Genomic DNA, 14,503 nt, shown 5'->3' on the forward strand with positions numbered 1-14,503 from the left:
ACATTTAATTTACCTTTTTTTAAACACAATCACGCTAAAGTATAGAAATTTTTTTAAGGATTGATTTGATGATGCCTTTTAGTGATGAAGAACTTATAAATCCAGTAAAATCAAGCTTAGAAAAAAGCATTCCTATGTTAGAACGCGATGGGGGTGGGCTTGAATTTTTAGGGATTAAAAATGGAGTAGTTTATGTGCATTTAATCGGTGCTTGCAAAGGTTGTGCATCAAGCGGAACAACTTTAAAATACGGACTTGAAAGACAACTTAAAATTGATATTCATCCTGAAATTACGATAGTAAATCTAAATGGTGGGGCAGAAGAATTTGCAAAATTATAAAAAACTCGGTATTGAACATTTTCTAAAAAAAGATTTTCAAACAGCAAAAATATATTTTTCTCTGGCTTATGAAAAACGTAAAAATAAACGTTTATTTAATTTTATTCTGCTTTGTGATCTGGCTTTAAAATTTCCTAAAGAAGCAATTTTGCTTTTTGAATTTTATCTAGAGCATTATTCTGTAAATAAAATTGATAAAGATTTTGAAGAAATTTTTAAAACCATAGAAACTCAAAATGAGAAAAAACTACACAATAAAAATGAGCTTGAGGATGGCTATGCCTTAAATTATCAAGATTTTTTGAAAAGTGAACAGCAAATTGGTTTTAAAAAGAGTTTTGAAAATATTATAAATAGTACCAAGCTAGTTATTGACAATCGTGATGATTTTTTAGATTTTTTAGAAAAATTGGTAGATAATGGCTATAAGGATATGACTTTAAATTATATAGAAAATGTTATAGCTCATTTTTGGGCTAATGAAAAATTTATAAAAATTCAAGAAAAGCTTATAGGATTTAAAAGTGAAAATAAAGCTTGAAAATTCATTTATCACAGACAATACTTTAGAATGTGAAAAAGATTGTTTTTTCTTAAAAACAGAACAAAATAAACAATTTGAAAATGAAGCCTTAGGAAAAGGATGTAAAATTATTGATGTTAAAGAGTGTAAAAAATTACTCAACATTGATGAAAAGATAAAAATCATTGGCATCACAGGAACAAACGGGAAAACTACAACTGCAGCTGCAATTTATTCTATGCTACTTGATTTAGGATACAAGTGTGGTCTTTGTGGAACTCGTGGTGCTTTTATAAATGATGAACAAATCGATAAAAAATCTCTTACAACTTCTGCGATTTTAAAAACCTTAGAATACTTAAAAATAGCCACGGAAAAAAAATGCGAGTTTTTTGTTATGGAAGTAAGCTCTCATGCCTTAATACAAAATAGAATCGAGGGTTTGAAATTTGCAGCAAAAATTTTTACTAACATCACTCAAGATCATTTAGATTTTCATAAAACCTTTGAAAATTACAAACAAACTAAAGAACTTTTTTTTACCGATGAAAGTTTAAAATTTATCAATAAAGACGCTTTAGCAATTAAATTTAATGTAAAAAATGCTTTTACCTATGGCATAGAAAACCCTTCTTTGTATCAAATCAAAGCTTATTCTTTAGAAAATGGGATTGAAGCAATTGTTATGATTAAAAATATAAGTTTTCATATAGAATCGCCTATGTTAGGACTATTTAATCTTTATAATCTTTTAGCTGCAAGTGCCTGTGTGAATGAACTTGTTAAGCCAAATTTGGACGATTTAGAAAAAGCAATCAGTCATTTTGGAGGGGTTTGTGGAAGAGTTGAACAAGTTGCTAATGGAGTGATTGTGGATTTTGCCCACACTCCTGATGGTATAGAAAAAGTGCTTGATGCTCTTAAAAATAAAAAGCTTATCGTGGTTTTTGGAGCAGGGGGTAATAGAGATCGCACTAAACGACCCTTAATGGGTAAAATTGTAGAACACTTTGCAAAAACTGCTATCATTACAAGCGATAATCCACGTGATGAGGATCCAAAAACTATAATCGAAGAAATTGCAAGCGGTTTTAAAGAACCCGATAAAGCTTTAATGATCGAAGATAGAAAAGAAGCCATTAAAAAAGCTTTAGAGCTCAAAGAAAAAGACGATTTAGTAGTCATACTAGGAAAAGGTGATGAAGATACTCAGGAAATTAAAGGTATAAAATATCCTTTTAGTGACAAACTTGTTGTAAATGAAATTTTAAGGATAAATAATGTTTGAAAATATAGATTTTTCCAAAATGGGAGAGCTTTTAAATCAAGTGCAAGAAAAAGCAAAAAATATAGAATCAGAGCTTGCTAATAAAGAATTCAGTGCAAAAAGCGGGGCGGGGCTTGTTAAAGTCAGTGCAAATGGTAAAGGAGAAATTATTGATGTTAGCATTGATGATTCCTTGCTTGAAGATAAAGAGTCATTACAAATTTTACTTATATCGGCTATTAATGATGTTTTAGCTATGGTTGCACAAAATCGCAATCATATAACTAACGATGTTTTAGGAGGCTTTGGAAAATTATGAGATTTTTATTTTGTATTATTACTTTTTTAATGATTGGGCAAGCTATAGAACGCCCTACTTTTGAAGATTTTGTCGCTGGTTATCAAAGGAATAAAGCAAGTATGTTTAACTATGAGGGACTTCCTGCTTTTGTATTGAGTGAAAATTTACTTGCTGTTTTAAAACAACCTAATGCAAAATTAAATAAATACGTAAAATACGATCCTTTTTTAAATCTTTACCTTGTTCGAACCGACTTTTCACTCATTCCTGCACCTATGGGAGATGAAGAAAAATTAACTCGTAATGATTGGGTAGGAGTTTGGGATCCAAATAAACCTTACATAGGACATATCAAGTACCTAGCTCAAAATATTAACGAAAGAGATCAGCTTGACTTTAATACAAAAATAGGGCTTTTAGGAACTGCATGTTGTGAAATGATGGGTATTGCTTTAAATGATAACTCTTTTATAGGAAATCGTTATTTGAAACATTTCATGAAATATAATGATGTTTATTGGGGAGATATAGGTGTAGATTTTATATTGAGAGAAAATAAAATTTATGTTAATAAAATTCGCAAAAATGGTCAATTTTTGATCAATGATGAAGTAGTAAGTGTAGATGGAAAGCCTGTAAAAGATTTAAGAAAATTGAATGAAAAAATTCTTTTTGCAGATCGTGGAAGCACTCTTTATTTTCAAGTATTAAGAGATAATGTAGATTTAAATATTTCAACTGAGGTTTTTGCAAAAGATTTAAGTATGTTTAATCTTCCAAATACTAAGCCAAAAGTAAAACCGACAAATTTTAGAAGCAATTTAGGCTTGAGTGTAAATTCATCATTAATCGTTACAAAAGTTGATCCAAAATCTAAAGCTGCTTTAGCTGGATTTATGGTGGGTGATAAAATTTTACGCGTTAATAATACCATAGTCAAAGATTTTAAAAACTTACAAACCATACTAGCTAGTGGAAACGATTTTAATATTTTAATTCAAAGAAAAAGCTCTAAGCTGCCTTTACATAATTTTAATGATAATTTGCTTGGCAATATCAACGCCAATGGGGATGGAAATTTCCAATTTTTTATTAGGCTTAAAAAGTGAAAGAACTTTTCATCAAGTATTTAAATGAAAATTTACCCTATATAAAAAGCTTTCATCCTTTTTTTAATGAAGCCTTACAAGCAATGTTAAAAGCAGGAGGGAAACATTTTCGTGCACAATTGCTTTTAGGGGTTGTTGAGTGCAAGGCACCACAACTCGTTTCAAACGCCTTAGGTGCAGCTTTGGCTTTAGAATTTATCCATACTTATTCTCTCATTCATGATGATTTACCTGCTATGGATAATGCTGATTTTAGACGAGGTACTCCTACTTTACATAAAAATTACGATGAAACCACGGCTATTTTAGTTGGAGATGCTTTAAATACTGAAGCTTTTTTATTATTAAGTAACCTAAATTTAAAAGAAAAGATCAAAATCAATTTAATCCGCACTTTAGCCTATAATGCAGGTATTAATGGGATGATTATAGGTCAGGCGATTGATTGTTATTTTGAAGATAAAAAACTCAATTTAGATGAACTTAAATTTTTACATATTCATAAAACCGCAAAACTCATAGCTGCATCTTTAAAAATGGGTTGTGAAATTTGCGAATTAGACAAAAAAGAAAGTGAAAAAATTTATGATATTGGTTTAAAATTAGGTTTAATCTTTCAAATCAACGATGATATTATAGATGCAACCATGAGTGAAGAGCAAAGTGGAAAACCTGCTAATCATGATACGCATAAAAATTCTTTTGTGAATTTATTAGGACTTCAAGAAGCCATAAATTGCAAAAATGATTTGATACAAAATTGCAAAAATGATTTGATTGATTTAGATGAAAAAATATCAAAAATGATCGAAAATCTTATGATACAATATTTATAAAGGTTGAGAATGGATACAAAATTTTTAAAAATTCAAGCAGATACTTTAAGATTTTTAAGTGCAGATATGATCCAAAAAGCAAATTCTGGCCATCCTGGTGCTCCTTTGGGTTTAGCTGATATCTTAAGTGTTTTAAGTTATCATTTAAAACATAATCCTAAAAATCCAAACTGGCTAAATCGCGATAGATTAGTTTTTTCAGGCGGTCATGCAAGTGCTTTAATCTATAGTTTTCTGCATTTAAGCGGCTATGACTTAAGCTTGGATGATTTAAAAAATTTTAGACAACTTCATTCTAAAACCCCTGGTCATCCAGAGATCACAACAGCAGGCATTGAAATTGCAACAGGTCCTTTAGGACAAGGTGTGGCTAATGCTGTTGGATTTGCTATGGCTGCTAAAAAAGCTCAAAAAATGCTTGGAGAAGATCTAATCGATCATAAAATTTATTGTCTTTGTGGTGATGGAGATTTACAAGAAGGAATTTCTTATGAAGCTTGTTCTTTAGCAGGACTTCATAAACTTGATAATTTAATACTTATTTATGATAGCAATAATATCTCTATAGAAGGAGATGTAGGCCTTGCATTTAATGAAGATGTTGCTTTGCGTTTTAAATCCCAAGGTTTTGAAGTTCAAGATATCGATGGACACAATTTTGAAGAGATTGATAAAGCTTTAGAAAAAGCAAAAAATTCTAAACAACCAAGCCTTATTATTGCAAGAACAACCATCGCCAAAGGCGCTGGAAAACTTGAAGGAAGCCATAAAAGTCATGGTGCTCCTTTGGGTGAAGATATCATCAAAGAAGCTAAAGAAAAAATAGGTTTTGATAAAAATTTAACCTTTCAAATTCCACCAGAAGCAAAAATTCGTTTTGAAAGTGCTATAGAAATTGGAGATTTAGAAGAAGCAAAATGGAAAGAAAAACTTCAAAATTCAAATAAAAAAGAACTCTTAGAAAAGCTTTTAAAACCTGATTTTAGCAAAATACAATATCCTGATTTTAAAGGTAAAGATCTTGCTACAAGAGATAGCAATGGAGAAATTTTAAACATTTTAGCTAAAAATTTAGAAGGCTTTTTAGGCGGAAGTGCAGATTTAGGTCCTTCAAATAAAACCGAACTTCACGAAATGGGAGATTTTGTAGAAGGGAAAAATATCCATTTTGGCATAAGAGAACATGCAATGGTAGCTATCAATAATGCCTTTGCTAGGTATGGCTTATTTTTACCTTTTTCAGCAACCTTTTTCATTTTTAGCGAATATTTAAAACCGGCTGCTAGAATTGCTGCTTTGATGAAAATTAAACACTTTTTTATTTTCACTCACGATAGTATTGGGGTTGGAGAAGATGGTCCTACTCACCAGCCTATTGAACAATTAAGCACTTTTAGAGCTATGCCTGATTGCTTAACTTTTAGACCTGCGGATGGGGTTGAAAATGTCAAAGCTTGGAAAATAGCCTTAAATAAACAAATGCCAAGTGCTTTTGTCCTTTCACGTCAAAAACTTAAAGCTCTAAGCGAACCTGTTTTTGGAGATGTTGAAAATGGAGCTTATTTGCTTAAAGAAAATAACAATCCTAAATTCACTTTACTTTCTAGCGGTAGCGAAGTTTCGCTTTGCTTAGATGTTGCCAATGAGCTTGAAAAACAAAATATTACTTGTAATGTTGTTTCAATGCCTTGTTTTGAACTCTTTAATCAGCAAGAAAACGACTATAAAAAAAGAATTTTAAAAGGTGAAGTTATAGGGATTGAAGCAGCAAATTCTAATGAGCTTTATAAATTTTGTCATAAAGTTTATGGTATAGAAAGTTTTGGAGAAAGTGGAAAAGATAAGGATGTGTTTGAACACTTTGGTTTTAGCGTTTCTAAACTTTTAAATTTTATACTCGATAAATAAAATGACTGCGAATTTCAAATTTCAAAAAGATAAAATTTTGATTTTTGGAATTTGGAATAAAACAAGCATTGCAAGATTAAAAACTCACGATTTTTTATCTCAAATTTCAATCACACAATGTATTTTTGATTTTAGCAATTTAGAAGAAATTGATATGGCCGGAGTGAGATTTTTTCTTGCCCTAGAATTTGATCTTAAAAAAAATAATATTTCTATATTAAAACAGGGATTAAATTCTCGTTTTGAAAAACTATTTCAACTTTGTGAAAAAAATTATCAAAGAATAGAAAATGATACACAAAAAAATAAGCTTGATTTTAAAAAATTATTCATATCTTTAGGGATATTTAGTGTTAATTTTCTTGCAATTTTAAAAGATTTTATCAATTTTGTAGGTGCTTTTTTTATTGCTCTTTTGCTATGTTTTAAAAATCCTAAAAATTTTCGCTTTATATCTTTTTTATATCATATAGAAAATTCAGCATTTAATGCCTTACCTATTATCATTTTAACTGCTCTTTTAATAGGAATCGTCCTTGCTTATCAAGCGGCTTATCAACTGGCTCAATTTGGAGCTAATATTTTTATCGTTGATCTTATGGGAATTTCAGCTACTAGAGAACTGGCTCCTTTAATTACAGCTATTATTATAGCTGGGAGAAGTGCAAGTGCTTATACAGCACAAATTGGAGTGATGAAAATTACAGATGAAATTGCTGCGATGAATACCATGGGTTTTAGATCTTTTGATTTTATTATCATTCCTCGCGTAATGGCCTTAATCATCTCTATGCCCCTAGTAGTCGCATTAAGTGATGCTATCAGTATTTTAGGAGGAATGATAGTTGCGAAAATAAGCCTTGACATTTCTTTTTTAGAATTTATAAGGCGTTTTAAGGAAGCGGTTGAATTAAAGCATATCATCATAGGTCTTGCAAAAGCTCCAATGTTCGGATTTTTAATTGGTGCGATTGCTTGTTTTAATGGTTTTAAGGTAAAAAACACTACTCAAAGCATAGGAATTTATACCACAAAAAGTGTTGTAAATACTATTTTTTGGGTAATAGCATTTGATGCTTTATTTTCAATTATTTTAACTATGGCTGGAATTTAATGGTTATAAAAGCACAAAATATTGTAACAAAATTTGGAGAAAAATTAATTCATGATAAAATTAATTTTGAAGTAAAAGAAAATGAAATTTTTGGAATTTTAGGTGGAAGTGGGAGTGGAAAATCTGTTTTACTCAAACAAATGTTGCTTTTGGAACATTTTGATGAGGGTGAATATGAAATTCTAGGATTTAAGATTAAAAATATCAATGAAAAAAATGCTCTAAATTTACAAAAACAATGGGGAGTAGTTTTTCAATTTGCTGCTCTTTTTAGTTTTTTTAGCGTTTATGAAAATATAGCTATTCCCTTAAAAGAATACACAAAATTGGATGAAATTTCAATCAAAGAACTAGTTATGATGAAACTTAAAATGGTTGGTTTAAATGAAAGCGTTTTAAAACAATTTCCAAGTCAATTAAGCGGAGGTATGCAAAAAAGAGTGGCTATTGCTAGAGCTTTGGCATTAGATAGTAAATTACTTTTTCTTGATGAGCCAACTTCCGGCCTAGATCCTTATAGTAGCCGTGAATTTGATGAGCTTATCTTAGAATTGCAACAAATTTTTAACCTTAGTATTGTATTAGTAACACATGATAAAGATAGTATGAAAGCTTTACTTAATCGTTTTATTATTTTAGAAGATAAAAAAGTAGGTTTTTATGGAACTTATGAGGAACTTAAAATGCAAAATGAAAAACTTTTCAAAAGATTTATGGAGTAAAAGTGGAAAATAGAGCTAATTATTTTTTTGTGGGAATTTTTGTTTTTGGATTATTTTTTGCCAGCCTAGCATTTATACTTTGGCTTGGAGGATATGCTAAGGATGAAAGCTTTGAGTATTATGAAATACGAACACAAGAATCTGTAGCAGGACTCGGGATTAAAGCACCAGTAAGACTTTTAGGTGTAGAAGTTGGAAGTGTAGAAAATATAAGTATTGAAACACAAGATAATTTAGGAGTAAAAATACTCATTAAGGTAAAAAAAGACACTCCTATAAAACAAGATACTTTTGCAACCTTGCAACTCCAAGGTATTACAGGTCTTAAATTCGTCCAATTACAAGGCGGAACAAAAGATAGTCCAAAATTAACAAGCAAAAATGCAAATACACCACCCGTAATTCGATTTAAAGAAAGTTTTTTAGCCGCCATAGATAAACAAAGTGAGCATATTTTCTCTTTAGTTAAAACAGCAGATGATAAAACTAAAGAACTTTTAAGCGATCAAAATTTAAAAAATTTAGAACTCATTTTAAAAAATTTAGCCCAAATAAGTATTAATCTTAATGAAAATTCAAAAAAAATGAGTCAAAATATTACAAATGCAAGCTTTAAACTAGGACAAATGGCAGATAATATAAGTCTTACAGCTAAAAATTTTAATGAAATTTTAAAAAATATTAAAGAAGGAGCATATGATGATTTAAAACAAGATATCGAACAGAATTTAGAACTCTTAAAAAAAGTTTTATTAGAAAGTGATCTCTTGATACAAAATTTACAAAAAAGCCCATCTGATCTTTTATTTAAACAAGAAAAACCTCAACTAGGACCTGGAGAAAGATAATGAAAAAGTATTTATTTATATTTGTTTTAAGTTTCATTTTTTATGGATGCTCTATTAATCATCAAATTGATCAAACTCAAATGTTTATTTTAAAAAACGATGAAATTTCTTCTAGCACTCTTTTTAAAAAAACGACTAAGATTTTAAAAATCAAAAACGCCTCTTTGCCTTTATATCTTAATTCAAAATCGATTGTATATATAGAAAATAATATGGGCAATTCTTATGCTTACCATTTTTGGGCAGACTTACCAAGTAGTTTTTATCGATCTTTACTTTTATCTAAATTAGAACAGGTCAAAATATTTAAAACGGTAATTTTTCAAGGAAGTTCTTTAAAGCCTGATTACATTCTTGAAAGCAGAATTGATTCTTTTGAACAAATCATCAATTCTAAACAAAACTATACACAAATTATTGCAAGTGTTAATCTTATCAATGCAAAAGAAAATAAGATCATTTCTCATCGACTTTTTGATTCTAGAGAAAATATTAATCAAAATGATATCCAAAATATTTATCAATCTTTTGAAAAAAATTTAAATTCCTTAACTAAAGATATCGTTATATGGATTAATTCTAACGTTAATTAAAAAGTAGGAACACTTTTTGCTTTTAAAGATTTAGTGATAATTTTTTGAAAGGCAAAAAAATGAAAAATGAATTAGATGTATTAAAAAAACATTTAGGAGAGGTGCAAGGAATGAGCGAATTTAAAGCTACACAAATTTGCTCACAGATTAACGATGCTAATGATTTTATTGGCGCCTTGCAAGTCTTAGAACTCGCTCTTAAAAAAATCGAACAAAGCATTGCACAAAGACTCGATGATCAAATAGATGATTTACAAAAACGTACTTTAGATGCGACTACTTCTCAACTTATTCAAAATTGTTCTTTTATGGGAACAGCACTTTTTGGAAATATTTTTAATGTATATGTTGGCAAAAAACTTTTTGAATTTGAAATTTCAAATCCTCTTTTAATCTTAGAAAAAGCTGGATATGAAGGTGTTTTAGCTTATATCCAAGATAAAAGAGATGAAATCAAAAATATTCTAGCTGATCTAGCCAGTGCTATTGTAATGAGTCAAGGTATGGATAATGCCCAAATGTATGATTCAACTACAGATTTTAAAAATCTTTTTAGATAATTAATCATTTCACAAAGCAGAAAGAATATCTGCTCGTCCATTAATAATCGCTACACAATGTTCATAATGGGCAGTATTTAACTCATCAATACTGCCCGCATCCCATTTTCCATTAAAATGCTTTGGGGTTCCATCTTTTTGACATATCATAGGTTCTATACAAAAAACCATTCCATTTTTTATCTTAGGTCCGCTTTTAGCATTAGCTCCTTTTTCTAAATAATTTAAAATCTCAGGCTCTCCATGAGGTTTTTGACCTATTCCATGCCCACAATATCCACGAAGTGGAACAAAACCTCTTGAAGTAATAAATTCACCCAATGCAGCTGAAAGCTCCTTAAAACGCATTCCATCTTTAATAATATCAATTGCATAATACAAAGCATCTTTAGCACAAGCAATCAAAGCTTCATCCTTAGAAGAAACTTTACCAATAGCAATAGTTCTAGCAGCATCCCCATAATATCCATTAAGCATTGTGCCAACATCTATGCCTAAGATATCACCTTCTTTAAGAATTTTATCATCAGGAATTCCATGAATACAAACTTGATTTAAAGAAGTGCAAATTGCGCCTGGAAAGCCGTAAAGCCCTTTGAATGAAGGTTTGGCACCTAAGCTTAATATATATTCTTCTGCCATTTCATCAATTTGCTTTAAACTCATTCCAATTTTTATCTCTTTTTCTAAAAAATCTAAAGTTTTTGCAACCATTTGATTTGCAATTCTAAGTTTTTCTATTTCTGCAGGTTTTTTTAGTTCTATCATTATTTATCCTTATAAATTAAGCCAAATTTTAGCAGTATTTTTTAACGATTGCACATCGCTTGATGCATAAAAATGCAAAATGGCTTTATTTTCTTTAAAGATTAGCTTTTGCTTTTCTTTTAAAAATTCCACTATAGCATCACCAGAATGAATCAGTTTTGTATTTTTACCAAAATAATTACCTAAAGATTTCATCAAAAAAGGAAAATGGGTGCAAGCAAGAATTAAAGCATCGGGAGTTTGAACTTTTTCGAAATAATATTTCATAGCACTTTGCAAAAATTCTCCCTCAAAAATACCTTCTTCGACTATAGGAACAAAAAGTCCAGTTGCTAAAGCTTCAACTCTAGTAAAACCTTGATCAATTAAACGTTTTTGGTATTCTTGTGAATTGATAGTCGCTTTTGTTGCAATTACTAAAATTCTTTCATCCTTACTCTTTAATGCTTTTTTTGTGGCCTCCACTCCAGCATCTATTACTCCATATATTGGGATATTGGCATTTTTACGCAATATATCCAAAGCATAGGCACTTGCTGTGTTGCACGCAATGATAAGCATTTCAATTTGAAATTTTTCAAAAAAATCTAAAGCTTCTAAACAAAACTTTATAATTGTATCTTTATCTTTCACTCCATAAGGAACTCGTGCAGTATCCCCATAGTATATTATTTCATCGAATAAATTTGCCTCATAAAGAGACTTTAGGACACTGAGCCCTCCTATACCACTATCAAAAACGCCAATTTTCATCTTATATATCTTCTAGCGCCTATATAACGGGATTTCCAGTAAGAATTACTCAAACTAACTTCTTTAACTCCACCCTTGGAAGAAAGATGGATAAAATTACCTTTACTTGTATAAATTCCTACGTGCATACCATTTGGTCCTCTACCTGTTCTAAAAAAAACTAAATCTCCTGTTTTTAAATTAGATTTGGAAACTTTTATACCTGAATTTAATTGCGTAACAGTTGTTCTTGGAATTCTTGTATTTAATTCCAATAAAGCTTTCTGAGTAAAACCTGAACAATCTGCACCTCTTTTTGTAGTGCCTCCTAAAACATAAGGAGTTTTTCTCCACTCATAAGCAATGGATTTTAGCTTTGATTCTGCATTTGAATAGTGATAATTCGATTTTCCTATAAACGCAAAGTTAGGATAAAAACTACATCCAGTAATAAAAAATAAAGCTAAAAAAATAAAAAAAATTTGTCTCATTAAACTCCTTTTTTAGAATGATGAGTAAAGAATTTAAGATATATAAAGCCCCAAACTCCAGAACAAAATGAAGCGATCAAAATAGCAAGATTATCTGCATAATGAAATATATCACTTACCTCGTAAGCTAAACCATCGATAAACAAACTCATGGTAAAACCTATACCTGTTAAAATAGAGACTCCATAAAGCTGTTTTAAATTCGAACCTTGAGGCAAATCGGTCAATTTAAATTTGATGGCAAAATATGAAAATGCAAATACTCCCAATTGTTTTCCTATAAAAAGTCCCAAAAATATACCTATGCTTACGCCTGAAAAAATTGTATTTAGATCTATATTTGATAAATTTACTCCTGCATTTGCAAAGGCAAATAAAGGCAAAATCACGAAAGTAAGCCAAAATTTTAAACTCTCATAAATATCTTCTAAAAAAGGTTTTCCTTCTTTGGTGGTCATAGGAATAAAAAAAGCAGTGATAATCCCTGCTAAAGTAGCATGAACTCCACTTTTTAAAACACTAATCCAAAGAATTATAGAACAAATAAAATAAAAGGACTTTCTTGTAATTCTAAAAATATTTAAAATAAACATTATAAAAATGGCTATACCTGCAACCACAAAAGCAAATATAGAAAGTTTAGTGGTATAAAAAATTGCAATAATTAAAATAGCGCCCACATCATCAAAAATTGCCAAAGAAAGTAAAAAAGTCTTAAGACTTGCTGGAATATGTTTTCCACACATCATTAAAATGGCTAAAGCAAAAGCTGTATCTGTAGCAGTTGGAATTGCCCATCCTTTAAGAGTATAAAGATCTCCTATATTAATGAAGGTAAAAAACAAAGCGGGGATTAATATACCTCCCAAAGCTGCTATAAAAGGTAATATTATATTTTTAGGATTTCTAAAATCCCCGTGTAAAAATTCTTTTTTAAGCTCAAGTCCTATTGCGAAGAAAAAAATCGATATAAGCCCATCATTTATCCAAAGTAAAAAAGGCTTATTAAGCTCAAATTCACCTACACTAAAACCTACTTTTAAATTAAGAAAATTGCGATAATACTCACTTAAAAATCCATTTTGCACAAGTAAAGCAAATAAAGTACAAATAATGAGCAAAATTCCACCAAAAGCTTCACTCAAAATTAAAGTTTTTAATTTATGAAATACGCCATTCATTTGATTATCTTAAGATATATAAAACCAACCAATGCACTCAAAAAACTTGCCAATAAAATAGCTAATTTATCCGCATGCTCAAAAAGATTACTATTTTTATAAGCTAAACCATCGATAAACAAACTCATGGTAAAACCTATACCTGTTAGAATACATACTCCGTAGAATTTAGAATATTTTATATTCTCTGGAAGTTTTGCAAGTTTTAATTTAATCGCAATATAGCAAAAAGAAAAAACTCCCAATTGTTTGCCCAAAAATAAGCCTAACATAATCCCAAGACTTACAGGTGAAAATACAGCCCCTAGTTCCATGTCTTTAACATCGATACCTGCATTAGCAAAAGCAAATAAAGGCAAGATGAAATAAATTACCCAAGGATTTAAATCTTTTAAAACTTCATGTAAATAAGGTTTTTTGTCAGGTGTATCCAAAGGTATAAATAAAGCTATAATAACTCCTGCTAAAGTAGCATGAACTCCACTTTTAAGCATGGATATCCATAAAATCACTCCAATTAAAACATACAAAGACAAATGTGTTACATGAAAATAATTTAATGCAAATAAAGTCAAAATACATAAAAAGCAAATAATTATCGCTAAAAATGAAAGCTGGTCGGTATAAAATAAAGCAATGATAATAATCGCACCCAAATCATCAAAAATAGCTAAAGAAAGTAAAAATAATTTTAGGCTAGATGGAATTTTATTGCCTAAAAGCATTAAAATTCCTACAGCAAATGCTATATCTGTAGCAGTTGGAATTGCCCATCCTTTCATAGCAAATTCGTGAGAATGATTGATTAAAGTAAAAATCAAAGCAGGAAATATCATACCCCCTAAAGCTCCAAATAAAGGCAAAGAAACAGATTTTATATTTTTAAGTTGTCCGCGTAAAACTTCATATTTTAACTCAAGCCCAATGCAAAGAAAAAATATGGCTATTAAACCATCATTTATCCATAAATCTAAGGATTTTGAGATTTTAAAATGATCTAGTCCTATTGTAAAATTGGCGTGAAAAAAATCTGTATAAATGGAGCTTAAAAAAGAATTTTTAAATAATAATGCCAAAAAAGTAAAAAATATAAGCAAAATTCCAGGAAAAGTCTCACTTAAAACTATTTTCTTTATAATATGCATCAATACTCCTAAAGGAATTTTGTTTTTACGAAATTTAAATTTGGATTATAGCTAAAAAATACTA

17 protein-coding genes are annotated in these 14,503 nt (G+C 29.7%); 12 read left to right on the top strand and 5 right to left on the bottom strand.

Translation table 11 applies throughout. The features are described 5' to 3' along the window. Positions 1 to 68 precede the first annotated feature (68 nt). The 12 genes from CQA76_RS01455 to CQA76_RS01510 are packed head-to-tail and all read left to right on the top strand — an operon-like array spanning position 69 to position 10,122. Complete coding sequence (locus CQA76_RS01455) at positions 69 to 341, top strand: NifU family protein (protein WP_137621673.1); 273 nt, start codon at positions 69 to 71, stop codon at positions 339 to 341. Further along, entirely contained in the window at positions 328 to 882 is a 555-nt protein-coding gene (locus CQA76_RS01460; RefSeq protein WP_137621674.1) for a histidine kinase, read from the top strand. The genes CQA76_RS01455 and CQA76_RS01460 overlap by 14 nt, the downstream gene beginning before the upstream one ends. Further along, on the top strand, positions 866 to 2,152 hold the full coding sequence (locus CQA76_RS01465; protein WP_137621675.1) for a UDP-N-acetylmuramoyl-L-alanyl-D-glutamate--2,6-diaminopimelate ligase: 1,287 nt from the start codon (positions 866 to 868) through the stop codon (positions 2,150 to 2,152). Before CQA76_RS01460 ends, CQA76_RS01465 begins: the two co-directional genes overlap by 17 nt. Then, entirely contained in the window at positions 2,145 to 2,450 is a 306-nt protein-coding gene (locus CQA76_RS01470; protein ID WP_137621676.1) for a YbaB/EbfC family nucleoid-associated protein, read from the top strand. The genes CQA76_RS01465 and CQA76_RS01470 overlap by 8 nt, the downstream gene beginning before the upstream one ends. Then, a complete protein-coding gene (locus CQA76_RS01475; RefSeq protein WP_137621677.1) occupies positions 2,447 to 3,541 on the top strand; it encodes a PDZ domain-containing protein in 1,095 nt (364 codons plus the stop codon). The genes CQA76_RS01470 and CQA76_RS01475 overlap by 4 nt, the downstream gene beginning before the upstream one ends. Beyond that, positions 3,538 to 4,377 (top strand): polyprenyl synthetase family protein, encoded by an 840-nt coding sequence (locus CQA76_RS01480; RefSeq protein ID WP_137621678.1) that lies wholly within the window; start codon positions 3,538 to 3,540, stop codon positions 4,375 to 4,377. The genes CQA76_RS01475 and CQA76_RS01480 overlap by 4 nt, the downstream gene beginning before the upstream one ends. A 9-nt stretch (positions 4,378 to 4,386) precedes the next feature. Further along, complete coding sequence (tkt, locus tag CQA76_RS01485) at positions 4,387 to 6,285, top strand: transketolase (protein ID WP_137621679.1); 1,899 nt, start codon at positions 4,387 to 4,389, stop codon at positions 6,283 to 6,285. A gap of 1 nt (position 6,286) precedes the next feature. After that, positions 6,287 to 7,399 carry an ABC transporter permease gene (locus CQA76_RS01490; protein ID WP_137621680.1) on the top strand — a complete coding sequence of 371 codons (1,113 nt, stop codon included), beginning with the start codon at positions 6,287 to 6,289 and terminating at the stop codon, positions 7,397 to 7,399. Continuing rightward, positions 7,399 to 8,121, top strand: coding sequence for an ABC transporter ATP-binding protein (locus CQA76_RS01495; RefSeq protein WP_137621681.1), 723 nt, complete (start codon positions 7,399 to 7,401; stop codon positions 8,119 to 8,121). The genes CQA76_RS01490 and CQA76_RS01495 overlap by 1 nt, the downstream gene beginning before the upstream one ends. Before the next feature lie 2 nt (positions 8,122 to 8,123). Then, entirely contained in the window at positions 8,124 to 8,969 is an 846-nt protein-coding gene (locus CQA76_RS01500) for an MlaD family protein (RefSeq protein ID WP_137621682.1), read from the top strand. Further along, positions 8,969 to 9,562 carry an ABC-type transport auxiliary lipoprotein family protein gene (locus CQA76_RS01505; RefSeq protein WP_137621683.1) on the top strand — a complete coding sequence of 198 codons (594 nt, stop codon included), beginning with the start codon at positions 8,969 to 8,971 and terminating at the stop codon, positions 9,560 to 9,562. The genes CQA76_RS01500 and CQA76_RS01505 overlap by 1 nt, the downstream gene beginning before the upstream one ends. Before the next feature lie 59 nt (positions 9,563 to 9,621). Beyond that, the gene (locus CQA76_RS01510; protein ID WP_137621684.1) at positions 9,622 to 10,122 is read left to right on the top strand and encodes a flagellar FLiS export co-chaperone; all 501 of its coding nucleotides are present in this window, start codon (positions 9,622 to 9,624) and stop codon (positions 10,120 to 10,122) included. 9 nt (positions 10,123 to 10,131) lie between these two features. Here the strand turns inward: CQA76_RS01510 and map are convergent, their stop codons facing one another. Genes map through nhaA (CQA76_RS01535) form a run of 5 tightly spaced genes read right to left on the bottom strand, consistent with a single transcriptional unit; the run spans position 10,132 to position 14,439 of the window. Next, positions 10,132 to 10,890 carry a type I methionyl aminopeptidase gene (gene map / locus CQA76_RS01515; protein WP_137621685.1) on the bottom strand — a complete coding sequence of 253 codons (759 nt, stop codon included), beginning with the start codon at positions 10,888 to 10,890 and terminating at the stop codon, positions 10,132 to 10,134. Between the two features lie 9 nt (positions 10,891 to 10,899). After that, positions 10,900 to 11,643 carry a glutamate racemase gene (murI, locus tag CQA76_RS01520; RefSeq protein ID WP_137621686.1) on the bottom strand — a complete coding sequence of 248 codons (744 nt, stop codon included), beginning with the start codon at positions 11,641 to 11,643 and terminating at the stop codon, positions 10,900 to 10,902. Next, positions 11,640 to 12,113 (bottom strand): C40 family peptidase, encoded by a 474-nt coding sequence (locus CQA76_RS01525; RefSeq protein WP_137621687.1) that lies wholly within the window; start codon positions 12,111 to 12,113, stop codon positions 11,640 to 11,642. Before CQA76_RS01525 ends, murI begins: the two co-directional genes overlap by 4 nt. After that, positions 12,113 to 13,294, bottom strand: coding sequence for a Na+/H+ antiporter NhaA (nhaA, locus tag CQA76_RS01530; RefSeq protein ID WP_137621688.1), 1,182 nt, complete (start codon positions 13,292 to 13,294; stop codon positions 12,113 to 12,115). The genes CQA76_RS01525 and nhaA (CQA76_RS01530) overlap by 1 nt, the downstream gene beginning before the upstream one ends. Next, a complete protein-coding gene (gene nhaA, locus CQA76_RS01535) occupies positions 13,291 to 14,439 on the bottom strand; it encodes a Na+/H+ antiporter NhaA (protein ID WP_137621689.1) in 1,149 nt (382 codons plus the stop codon). Before nhaA (CQA76_RS01535) ends, nhaA (CQA76_RS01530) begins: the two co-directional genes overlap by 4 nt. Positions 14,440 to 14,503: the final 64 nt, after the last annotated feature.

The organism is Campylobacter aviculae, assembly GCF_005406215.1.
Taxonomy (GTDB): Bacteria; Campylobacterota; Campylobacteria; order Campylobacterales; family Campylobacteraceae; genus Campylobacter_D; species Campylobacter_D aviculae.

Bases quoted from the DNA above. Each gene is read 5' to 3' on its own strand.
- nhaA (WP_137621689.1), bottom strand. From the start codon at position 14,439: ATGCATATTATAAAGAAAATAGTTTTAAGTGAGACTTTTCCTGGAATT.
- nhaA (WP_137621688.1), bottom strand. From the start codon at position 13,294: ATGAATGGCGTATTTCATAAATTAAAAACTTTAATTTTGAGTGAAGCT.
- CQA76_RS01470 (WP_137621676.1), top strand. From the start codon at position 2,145: ATGTTTGAAAATATAGATTTTTCCAAAATGGGAGAGCTTTTAAATCAA.
- tkt (WP_137621679.1), top strand. From the start codon at position 4,387: ATGGATACAAAATTTTTAAAAATTCAAGCAGATACTTTAAGATTTTTA.
- map (WP_137621685.1), bottom strand. From the start codon at position 10,890: ATGATAGAACTAAAAAAACCTGCAGAAATAGAAAAACTTAGAATTGCA.
- murI (WP_137621686.1), bottom strand. From the start codon at position 11,643: ATGAAAATTGGCGTTTTTGATAGTGGTATAGGAGGGCTCAGTGTCCTA.
- CQA76_RS01490 (WP_137621680.1), top strand. From the start codon at position 6,287: ATGACTGCGAATTTCAAATTTCAAAAAGATAAAATTTTGATTTTTGGA.
- CQA76_RS01495 (WP_137621681.1), top strand. From the start codon at position 7,399: ATGGTTATAAAAGCACAAAATATTGTAACAAAATTTGGAGAAAAATTA.
- CQA76_RS01525 (WP_137621687.1), bottom strand. From the start codon at position 12,113: ATGAGACAAATTTTTTTTATTTTTTTAGCTTTATTTTTTATTACTGGA.
- CQA76_RS01510 (WP_137621684.1), top strand. From the start codon at position 9,622: ATGAAAAATGAATTAGATGTATTAAAAAAACATTTAGGAGAGGTGCAA.
- CQA76_RS01505 (WP_137621683.1), top strand. From the start codon at position 8,969: ATGAAAAAGTATTTATTTATATTTGTTTTAAGTTTCATTTTTTATGGA.
- CQA76_RS01455 (WP_137621673.1), top strand. From the start codon at position 69: ATGATGCCTTTTAGTGATGAAGAACTTATAAATCCAGTAAAATCAAGC.
- CQA76_RS01475 (WP_137621677.1), top strand. From the start codon at position 2,447: ATGAGATTTTTATTTTGTATTATTACTTTTTTAATGATTGGGCAAGCT.